At 52.7% G+C, this 7600-nt stretch carries 11 protein-coding genes and 1 pseudogene; 6 read left to right on the forward strand and 6 right to left on the reverse strand.

Annotated elements, in window-relative coordinates; all coding sequences use genetic code 11:
• A pseudogene (locus QZ506_RS09515) lies at positions 1-83 on the forward strand (lipoprotein); the annotation flags it as partial.
• A 201-nt stretch (positions 84-284) separates the two neighbouring features.
• On the opposite strand, the gene mutM reads toward QZ506_RS09515, so the two are convergent.
• The 4 genes from mutM to radC form a co-directional block, all read right to left on the reverse strand.
• Entirely contained in the window at positions 285-1094 is an 810-nt protein-coding gene (gene mutM / locus QZ506_RS09520) for a bifunctional DNA-formamidopyrimidine glycosylase/DNA-(apurinic or apyrimidinic site) lyase (RefSeq protein ID WP_291970634.1), read from the reverse strand.
• A gap of 81 nt (positions 1095-1175) precedes the next feature.
• Positions 1176-1343, reverse strand: a complete 168-nt coding sequence (rpmG, locus tag QZ506_RS09525; protein WP_291970636.1) for a 50S ribosomal protein L33 — start codon at positions 1341-1343, stop codon at positions 1176-1178.
• A gap of 11 nt (positions 1344-1354) precedes the next feature.
• Positions 1355-1591, reverse strand: coding sequence for a 50S ribosomal protein L28 (gene rpmB, locus QZ506_RS09530; RefSeq protein WP_291970638.1), 237 nt, complete (start codon positions 1589-1591; stop codon positions 1355-1357).
• 238 nt (positions 1592-1829) lie between these two features.
• Positions 1830-2525, reverse strand: coding sequence for a DNA repair protein RadC (gene radC / locus QZ506_RS09535; protein ID WP_291970653.1), 696 nt, complete (start codon positions 2523-2525; stop codon positions 1830-1832).
• Positions 2526-2692: 167 nt separating this feature from the next.
• Between radC and coaBC the strand changes: the two genes are divergently transcribed.
• The 3 genes from coaBC to slmA all read left to right on the forward strand — a co-directional run bounded on the left by coaBC (position 2693) and on the right by slmA (position 5094).
• Positions 2693-3934 (forward strand): bifunctional phosphopantothenoylcysteine decarboxylase/phosphopantothenate--cysteine ligase CoaBC, encoded by a 1242-nt coding sequence (gene coaBC, locus QZ506_RS09540; RefSeq protein ID WP_291970640.1) that lies wholly within the window; start codon positions 2693-2695, stop codon positions 3932-3934.
• Positions 3903-4361: a dUTP diphosphatase gene (gene dut, locus QZ506_RS09545; RefSeq protein WP_291970642.1), complete on the forward strand. Its 459-nt coding sequence runs from the start codon at positions 3903-3905 to the stop codon at positions 4359-4361. Before coaBC ends, dut begins: the two co-directional genes overlap by 32 nt.
• Before the next feature lie 136 nt (positions 4362-4497).
• Positions 4498-5094: a nucleoid occlusion factor SlmA gene (slmA, locus tag QZ506_RS09550; protein WP_291970643.1), complete on the forward strand. Its 597-nt coding sequence runs from the start codon at positions 4498-4500 to the stop codon at positions 5092-5094.
• A 104-nt stretch (positions 5095-5198) separates the two neighbouring features.
• Here the strand turns inward: slmA and pyrE are convergent, their stop codons facing one another.
• Together pyrE and rph are read right to left on the reverse strand one after the other, a co-directional pair.
• A complete protein-coding gene (gene pyrE / locus QZ506_RS09555) occupies positions 5199-5846 on the reverse strand; it encodes an orotate phosphoribosyltransferase (protein WP_291970644.1) in 648 nt (215 codons plus the stop codon).
• A 148-nt stretch (positions 5847-5994) separates the two neighbouring features.
• On the reverse strand, positions 5995-6732 hold the full coding sequence (rph, locus tag QZ506_RS09560) for a ribonuclease PH (RefSeq protein WP_291970647.1): 738 nt from the start codon (positions 6730-6732) through the stop codon (positions 5995-5997).
• A gap of 27 nt (positions 6733-6759) precedes the next feature.
• On the opposite strand from rph, the gene QZ506_RS09565 reads away from it, so the two are divergent.
• Together QZ506_RS09565 and QZ506_RS09570 are read left to right on the forward strand one after the other, a co-directional pair.
• Positions 6760-6972: a TraR/DksA C4-type zinc finger protein gene (locus tag QZ506_RS09565; RefSeq protein ID WP_291970649.1), complete on the forward strand. Its 213-nt coding sequence runs from the start codon at positions 6760-6762 to the stop codon at positions 6970-6972.
• On the forward strand, positions 6969-7475 hold the full coding sequence (locus tag QZ506_RS09570; protein ID WP_291970651.1) for a Dam family site-specific DNA-(adenine-N6)-methyltransferase: 507 nt from the start codon (positions 6969-6971) through the stop codon (positions 7473-7475). The genes QZ506_RS09565 and QZ506_RS09570 overlap by 4 nt, the downstream gene beginning before the upstream one ends.
• Positions 7476-7600 lie beyond the last annotated feature (125 nt).

The following is a 7600-nucleotide window of genomic DNA, read 5'->3' on the forward strand; positions in this document are numbered from 1 at the left end:
AGGTGGGTGAAGCCATGGCCATGGTCAAAGCGCTTAACCGGATCACGCTATTAGGAATGCCGAACAGTATTCGCATCACGTAACAATCGACCCGTATGGGGCGCAGTCGTTACAAGTTCTGATTTATTCAACAAAGCCGTTAACTTTATATGCTGCTTATCAAGCGGATGCCGTGCGGCAGTAGAGTACTCGTGGTTCACCGATAAAATCCTCAGTTTTGTAATCTCGTTGATGCTTTTCCAGATTCGCCCTTCAAACGGCAGTCTGGCTTTATTCATCCAGCATCATTTCTGGCAGCAACGACAATAAAATGTACTACGCTGCCCATGTTTTTTCGTTAACAACGGCGTTCCGCATACGCGGCAAAGCTCCCCCGCTTGACCATAAACCTGCAATTCCTGCGCAAAATACCCCGGTTTACCATCTGACTGTAAGAAATCCCTTAACGTCGTGCCGCCTTGCTCAATCGAGCGCTGTAGCACCTGCTTTATCGACTGAACGAAACGAGCAGATTCTGATTCGCTCAGCGAGCCCGCTGCACGATCGGGATGAATACTCGCCATAAACAGGGATTCGCTGGCATAAATGTTTCCTACGCCGACCACCACCTTGTTATCCATCACCCACTGCTTAATAGCCGTGTGCTTACCGCGCGAACGCTGATAGAGATAGTCGGGAGAGAATGCCGCACTCAAAGGTTCCGGGCCAAGGTGTGCAAGTACGCTGCTGGTTTCAAGGTCCGTCGTCCACAGCCAAGCACCAAAACGTCGGGGATCGGTATAACGCAGCACATGGCCGTTGTCCATGACCATATCCACATGATCGTGCTTATCAGGAGGGAGATATTCCGGCAGAATGCGCAAACTGCCAGACATGCCCAAATGCACAATAATCCAGCCGCCGGGTAGCGCAAACAGCAGGTATTTTGCCCGACGCGCTATGCTCGAAATAGGCTGGTCACTCAACGCAAGGATCTCGCTGGACACCGGCCAACGCAAGCGGGGATTACGCACGTCAACGTGCAGTATGGTGTGTCCGACAAGATAGGGTGATATCACGCGGCGGCTCGTTTCAACCTCTGGTAATTCCGGCATTTTCTCCTCCTGAACACTCCCGCTGCTAACGTAGCATAAAAAAAACCGGCCTTAGCCGGGTTTTTAATAAGTCCACAAAAATTACTTGATTTTAGCTTCTTTATAGATCACATGCTGACGGACAACCGGATCGAATTTCTTCAGTTCCAGTTTTTCCGGCTTAGTGCGCTTGTTCTTCGTCGTCGTGTAGTAATGACCAGTACCGGAAGAAGAAACAAGCTTGATCTTCTCGCGAACACCTTTAGCCATGATTCGGTTCCTTAGTACTTTTCACCACGGGTACGCAGGTCGGCCAGGACCGCTTCGATACCCTTCTTATCGATAACACGCATACCTTTAGCAGATACGCGCAGCGTTACAAAGCGTTTTTCGCCTTCAACCCAGAAACGATGGGAATGCAGGTTCGGCAGAAAACGGCGTTTGGTCGCATTCAGTGCGTGGGAACGGTTATTACCGGTCGCCGGACGCTTGCCAGTAACTTGGCAGACTCGGGACATGTCTATTCTCCAAAAATCAAATCAGCTCGAGCTTCGTAGAGGATGTTGGCCGCCTCGTCAGGCTTTAGAGCCCATCTCAGCAGCTTTACAAGTAAAGATACTGTCATCAGGGTAAACCTGCTGAGATAGGCCCTTAACGCCACAACCAAGATTCTCAAAGGTGGCGTAGTATACGCTCTAGCGCGGATGTGCTCAAGTCCCGAGCAGCGAAAGATCTCTAAGGATCGCGGAAAATATGCTAAATCCAGCCTCGCTCGGCAAATGATACGTACTCACCACGCCCAATTACCAGGTGATCGAGGACACGAATGTCCATCAATGCACATGCCTGAATAATATGCGTCGTTATCATGCGATCGGCGCTACTCGGCTCTGCATCCCCGGAAGGGTGATTATGCGCCAGAATGAGCGCATCCGCATTGGCTTTTAACGCTTCACGCACAATTTCTCTCGGGTGCACCTCGACGCTGGCAATCGTACCTGCAAACATCTCTTGATGTCGAATCACGCGGTTCTGATTATCAAGAAACAGCACGGTAAAAATTTCTCGCGCCTGATGTGCCAACGCCGATTGTAGGTACTGTAGGGTCAGATCGGGATTCAGCATCGCTTTTTCCCTCACCAAGCGCGCGGCGTATAGCCGCCTCGCTAGCTCCGCTACCGCCTGAAATTGCACAAATTTAACCACCCCCATCCCTTTCACGGCGCAAAATTTTTGTTGCTCGGCCATCATGACATGGTAAAGGGAACCAAAATGATGCAGCAGTTGCTCCGACAATGCCATCACGTGAACCCCCGGCAACCCAGTGCGCAGAAAGATAGCCAACAGCTCCACATCCGTAAGCGCTTCGGCCCCCGAGGTAATAAGCTTTTCACGCGGAGCCTGATCGTCAATCCACACCGTTATGCCTCCTTTCCATCGTTGCTCGATCATGGCAGGCTCACGGTAGCGAGGCGAGAACGCAAGCGAGCCCCTGCATAACTGCACGCAAGGCACCTGCAACAAAGCCTCATGAGCATAGACAAACGCGAGCAAGATTCCGCTCATCCGGCAAGGTTATGATAAAATGTTTCCTCTTAGGCGTTAATCGGACAAAGATGATGACGGGATTTTCCAATCAGCCCGGGCTCTCCGGTAAAAAAATCGTGCTCGGCATCAGCGGCGGTATTGCCGCTTACAAGTGCCCAGAAATTGTCAGGCGTCTACGCGATCGCGGCGCAGAAGTTCGCGTGGTAATGACTCCTGCCGCGAAGGCATTTATTACACCGCTCACGCTTCAGGCGGTTTCAGGATACCCAGTATCAGACGATCTTCTCGATCCTGCCGCCGAAGCGTCAATGGGGCACATTGAGCTGGGAAAATGGGCTGACCTAGTTATTCTTGCGCCCACAACGGCGGATGTGATCGCACGTTTAGCCGCTGGCATGACCAACGATCTGCTTACCACGCTTTGTCTGGCAACGGCTGCCCCCGTCGCTATTGCACCTGCCATGAATCAGCAGATGTATCGCGCGACGCCAACACAGGATAATCTTGCAACGTTGGCACGGCGCGGTGGCCTGGTTTGGGGCCCCGATAGCGGCAGTCAGGCCTGCGGTGATGTGGGTCCTGGTAGAATGATTGATCCGTCGGCGATCATTGAGCTTGCCGAAGGCTATTTTACGCGCGTCAACGATCTGCAACATCTCAATATTATGATCACCGCGGGACCCACGCGTGAGGCGCTTGATCCTGTACGTTTCATCACCAATCACAGTTCGGGCAAGATGGGATTTGCCATCGCGCAAGCGGCTGCGGAGCGTGGCGCTCACGTGACGCTGGTCGCCGGGCCCGTGTCATTACCAACACCCGCAGGCGTTCGGCGCATTGACGTGACCAGCGCGTTGGACATACAGCAGACGGTGATGTCTCATGCGGCACAACAGCAGATTGTCATCGGCTGTGCCGCCGTGGCTGATTACCGGGCTAAACAGATAGCCAGCGACAAGATAAAAAAACAGGGCGATGAAATCAGTATCACACTGGTTAAAAACCCAGATATTATTGCAGGGGTTGCAGCCATGTCAGCGTCTCGCCCATTCGTCGTTGGATTTGCTGCCGAAACCCAGAATGTGGAAGAATACGCGCGTCAAAAATTGACGCGTAAAAATCTGGATCTGATTTGCGCAAATGATGTTTCCCTTTCAGGGCAGGGATTCAACAGTGACACCAACGCGTTGCAACTGTTTTGGCCGGAGGGTGACACCCGTTTACCTCTGTGCGAAAAGCGCCTCCTTGGCCAATATTTAATCGATGAGATTGTCCGCCGCTATGATGAAAAAAATCGACGTAAAAATTCTTGATGCACGCATTGGTCAACAGTTTCCGTTACCGACCTATGCCACCGCAGGCTCGGCCGGCCTTGACCTTCGAGCTTGTACTGATGAAGGGATCGCGCTAGCCACAGGGGAGACGATACTGGTGCCAACGGGTATCGCTATCCATATCGACGATCCCAGCCTAGCTGCTGTTATTCTCCCCCGCTCAGGGTTGGGGCATAAGCACGGTGTGGTATTAGGTAATTTGGTTGGGCTTATCGACTCTGATTATCAGGGACAACTGATGGTTTCCGTTTGGAACCGTAGCCAGCAAGCCTTCACTATCGAGCCCGGTGAACGCCTTGCACAGATGGTGTTTGTTCCCGTTGTTCAGGCTGAATTCAACATTGTCGATGATTTTGTAGGAACAGAGCGGGGAGAAGGCGGTTTCGGCCATTCTGGTCGTCGTTGATCCGAAAATAGGTATACCCTGCGTTACGCCTTGGACACGCGGTCAATCGCGTGTCTTTGTTGTGTTTATCTAGGTCATTACCCTAAATAATTCTAAATGGTTGTCAGCTTCTTTTTGATCAAGGGTCTTTTCTGACATGGCAGAGAAAGAGAATACGAAAAGGAATCGTCGCGAGGAAATCTTGCAAGCGTTGGCGCAAATGCTGGAATCCAGCGATGGCAGCCAACGCATCACTACCGCAAAGCTTGCCGCAATGGTCGGGGTTTCCGAAGCCGCACTCTATCGGCACTTTCCCAGCAAAACACGGATGTTTGACAGCCTTATCGAGTTTATTGAGGATTCGCTGACAACACGTATCAATCTGATTCTGCAAGATGAGAAAGATACGTTCCAACGTGTGCGGTTGATTTTGTTGCTAATGTTGGGTTTTGCTGAACGCAACCCCGGCCTGACGCGCATCCTGACCGGCCATGCGCTGATGTTCGAACAGGATCGTCTGCAAGGACGCATCAACCAGCTGTTTGAACGCATTGAATCGCAGCTTAAGCAGGTGTTGCGCGAACACAAACTGCGAGAGGGGAAAGCCCTTACCCATGACGAGTCACTGCTTGCCAGCCAACTGCTCGCCTTCTGCGAAGGGATGCTGTCACGCTATGTTCGCTCAGAATTTCGCTTTCGGCCTGCACAGGATTTTGAGACACGTTGGCCACTGCTCGCCACCCAACTCTATTAACATCGCCCCGCTTTTGCCTAAGAGCCTCTGCACCAAGGCCTGTTCACACAGCAACAGGCTGGCCAGAAATCTCTCAGGCAACATCAGCGCTTATGCACAGGTGACTACACAGTAATACCATACTGATCGCGATAGGCCTTCACCGCATCCAGATGCACGGCCATCTCTGGTTTTTCTGCCAAAAAGCTGATCAGATCTTGCAGCGCAATGATGGAAATCACCTGACACTGATAATCGAGTTCCACTTCCTGAATAGCAGAAATGGCTCCTGTACCTCGCTCCTGGCGATCCAGTGCAATCAACACCCCGGCGAGCGTCGCGCCATTTGCTGCGATAATGCCCATGGATTCACGAATGGCAGTACCTGCGGTAATCACATCATCAACCAGCATGATACGGCCTTGCAGCGCGCTGCCGAGCATATTGCCTCCTTCACCATGATCTTTGGCTTCTTTACGGTTAAAGCAGTAAGGCACATCGGTTTCGTGGTGTTCAGCCAGCGCCACCGCGGCGGTCGTGACGATCGGAATCCCTTTGTAAGCGGGCCCGAACAGCACATCAAAGGTAATACTGGCATCCACCAACGCTTCAGCATAAAAACGGCCCAAAAGTGCCAAGTCTCGCCCGGTATTGAACAGCCCGGCATTGAAGAAATAGGGGCTGACACGCCCGGATTTCAATGTGAATTCGCCGAATTTTAATACCTGCTTGCTAAGCGCGAATTCAATAAATTGGCGCTGATAGGCTTTCATTACTGCATCTCCTCGTATCACGGTGAGTATGGTTATGGTTGGAACACCAGCCATAAAAAAAGCGACGCCGAGGTCGCTTTGCAAAAATGGATAACGCCGCTGCCAGGCAACGGCTGATGAAATGACAGGCGGTCTATGCCAGTCATTCCTACTTGAAGTCCGCAACTTGCGCTTGCGTCAACGCTGCTTTCTGCGCCTCGACGATAGTATCAGTGCCACCACGCGCCAGAGCGAGCAGCGCCAACAGCTCTTCGTGACTGAACGGCTCGCCTTCGGCGGTACCTTGCAGCTCAATCATGCGGCCATCTTCGGTCATGACCACGTTCATGTCCGTTTCCGCCGCAGAGTCTTCCACGTACTCAAGATCGCACACGGCCTCACCGGCAACGATCCCCACGGAAACCGCCGCTACCATGCCCTTGAGCGGGCTGGCTTTGAGCTGGCCTTTTGCCACCATGCGGTTGAACGCATCCGCCAGTGCCACACAAGCGCCGGTAATAGAAGCAGTGCGCGTGCCACCATCAGCCTGCAACACATCGCAATCCAGCGTGATGGTGTATTCACCGAGCTTTTCCAGATCAACGGCAGCGCGCAGAGAGCGCGCGATAAGGCGCTGGATTTCCAGCGTTCTTCCGCCCTGTTTTCCCTTGGCGGCTTCACGCGCATTGCGGCTATGGGTCGCACGCGGCAGCATGCCGTATTCAGCGGTCACCCAGCCTTTCCCCTGCCCTTTCAGGAAGCGCGGCACGCCTTCTTCTACCGTCGCGTTACACAGCACTTTCGTGTCGCCGAACGCCACTAACACGGAACCTTCCGCATGCTTGGTATAGCCACGCGTTAGCGTGATGGGACGCACCTGTTGTGCACTTCGGCCTGACGGACGCATGAGATTCTCCGGGTTATGCTCTATTGATTGGCACACATTATACGGCCTTCGGACAACAATTCATACTTTAGCTGCCGCGCGTTATCCAGACCCAGTGCGGTTTCGCGGGTGCGCTGTGTCCGGTGTAATGCACGCATCCCGCCAGCCCGCCGCCGTGCTGTTCAGGGCGTGCAGTACTGCGTGACCTGCCAGGAAACCAATGAGCGTAAAGACAGACACGACAGCATGAGGAAGGCATGAAACCGATCCTGAAATGTGCAGGCGGAAAGTCTCGTCTGATGCCACGCTTAAGGCCTTTGCTGCCAACGGCGGATTGTCTGGTTGAGCCGTTTGTGGGTGGTGCATCGGTCTTTCTCAATACCGATCACCGCCGCTATATGCTGGCCGATATCAATCCCGACCTGATTAACTTCTACCAGGCGGTGATGGATGCACCTGAAAGCGTTATACGGGCTGCGCTCCCCCTGTACAGACACAACAATAACCACGAAGACTATTACCGCCTGCGTGCTGACTTCAACCTGTGGCGAGTGTTTGTGGGGGTTAAGTGTGCCGCAGTGTTCCTGTACCTGAATCGCCATGGCTACAACGGCCTGTGCCGCTACAACCTGCGTGGCAAATTTAATGTCCCGTATGGTCGTTACAAAAAACCGTATTTCCCTGAAACGGAAATCCACCTGTTCTCTGAAAAGGCGCGCGATACCCATACCCGATTTGTCTGTCTGCCCGGCTTTGTTGAATAAATAGAACTTTTGGGTAATCATCGGAGCAGATCACCACAGTTGTTTCAAAATCAGGTCTCCATGGCAAAACAAAATTTTAAAATCACCAACTGGCCCTCTTATAACAAGGCCCTCAAGCAGCGCGG

The organism is Candidatus Symbiopectobacterium sp., from assembly GCF_020054415.1.
In the GTDB taxonomy this organism is placed as follows: Bacteria; Pseudomonadota; Gammaproteobacteria; order Enterobacterales; family Enterobacteriaceae; genus Symbiopectobacterium.